The 237-nt window shown below is 73.8% G+C and carries 1 protein-coding gene; it reads left to right on the top strand.

Translation table 11 applies throughout. The annotated features are described in order from the left end of the window. The coding region (locus tag IF30_RS42995; protein ID WP_037903314.1) for a ketoreductase domain-containing protein at window positions 1-237 on the top strand (237 nt) is incomplete at both ends.

A 237-nucleotide genomic window follows, 5' to 3' on the forward strand; every position in this document is an offset into this window, starting at 1 on the left:
CAGACCCGCGGACACCTGGAGCGCGTCTTCGCGCCGAAGGCGACCGCGGCCTGGCACCTGCACGAACTCACCCGGGACCGCGACGTCACGGCGTTCGTCCTGTTCTCCTCCGCCGCGGCCACCCTCGGCTCACCCGGACAGGCCAACTACGCCGCCGCCAACGCCTACCTGGACGCCCTCGCCCACCACCGCACCAGCACCGGGCACCCCACCACCAGCCTCGCCTGGGGACCGTGG

This window comes from Streptomyces sp. NRRL S-350 (assembly GCF_000719705.1).
Classification (GTDB): Bacteria; Actinomycetota; Actinomycetes; order Streptomycetales; family Streptomycetaceae; genus Kitasatospora.